This is a genomic window from Streptococcus sp. GMD4S, assembly GCF_000296955.1.
This window is the reverse complement of record NZ_AJRE01000011.1, coordinates 1-1,357: the sequence shown is the minus strand read 5'-3', so window position 1 is coordinate 1,357 and position 1,357 is coordinate 1. Positions and strand designations below refer to the sequence as shown.

2 protein-coding genes and 1 pseudogene are annotated in these 1,357 nt (G+C 37.4%); all 3 read right to left on the bottom strand.

From position 1 onward, the window contains the following. The coding region (locus GMD4S_RS00135; protein ID WP_001223904.1) for a hypothetical protein at positions 1–550 on the bottom strand (550 nt) is incomplete at its 3' end. Then, a complete protein-coding gene (locus tag GMD4S_RS00130) occupies positions 547–1,176 on the bottom strand; it encodes a hypothetical protein (protein WP_001242085.1) in 630 nt (209 codons plus the stop codon). The genes GMD4S_RS00135 and GMD4S_RS00130, both read right to left, overlap by 4 nt. Beyond that, positions 1,173–1,357, bottom strand: a pseudogene (locus GMD4S_RS00125) (hypothetical protein); the annotation flags it as partial. The gene GMD4S_RS00130 and the pseudogene GMD4S_RS00125, both read right to left, overlap by 4 nt.

The window sequence follows — 1,357 nt, the reverse complement described above, 5'->3', positions numbered from 1 at the left end:
TGGGATCGTCAATAGCATCAATCGTTTGAATTTCTTCCAAACTCATCTCATTTGCTTCATCAAAGGTTAAAGATAAGATATCTTGGTGATTTTTCTTGAATTCCTCGATTGTCAGCCATGTTTTCTTGTCATCTTCACTAATTTGTCCATTAAAGATTGTGGCAATCTCAATGGCCATGATATAGAACGCTCTTTTATCAAGTGTGAGAAGTTCAAGATGGGTAGAGGCCAAACGTAAACAGTCTCCATTTTCGCGAAAATCTGTTACATAAGCATCTTCATAATCTAAATTTAGTTCTTCATCAATTTGTGAAAAAAAGCGATATTTTATCCCTTCTTGTATCGGAACATGCAACCAAAGTTCATCATAATCCTGTTTATCTAGTTTTAGATGAATGGCTATATCATTCCTATCTCTGATTTTAAGAAAACCAGAATAGGAGAGAGGGATGCCTTCTCCTTGATAATTTTCAAACCACATCCTTTTCGCTAGTTCCATGTAATCAAATGGAATTTCTTTGGTGTAATCGCCTTTGATGTAAATTCTCACTCGTCGTCCTCGTCGTCATAAACACGTTCGCCATGGATTTTGATGTATTCTTCACGAAGTCGCTCTTCTTCATCCCACAAAGTTTCCTCTACAGGTTTCAAACTTTTCAGTTCCTCCACGCTGATATCGGTTGCTTGATCGTAACTTAGTGATAAGACATCCTTGTGCAACTCCTTAAAAGTCTCTACATCCATCCAGGTCTCCTTGTCATCCTCGCTAATTTTTCCATCAATTGCACCAGCCACCTCGATCGCCATGATATACATAGCACGTTTATCAACCGTTAAAATATCCGTATGTGTTGTAGCAATCCTAAGGTTTTCTCCACGTTCTCTCCCATCAGTAATAAAATCATTTTCAAATTCAAGTGTTATATTCTCATATTCCAAAGACAACCAAGGATTACTAGGAATTATAAAAGGAGCCTTATCCCATCTTTCGTCAACTGAAGACCATTTGTGTAACCGAACACCAAAGTAAAAATCATCCTGTAACATCTCATCATCACCAACATTGGAGAAACTTATTTTCTTGCCATTCCGTTCCTTAAACCACATCTTCCAAACAAGCTCTCTTGTTGTAAAGGTTATTTTTTTCTTAAAATCACTTTTGATATATAATCTCACTCTTCTTCCTCGTCGTCCAACTCTACCTCTCCATGGATTCGGATATACTCCTCGCGCTTCCTATCCAATTCTTCCCAGATGGGATCGTCAATAGCTTTCAAAACCTTTATCTCTTCTAAACTAATATCGACTGCTTCGTCGTAGGTCATATTCAGTAGGTCTTTATGTTTCGTTTTGAATT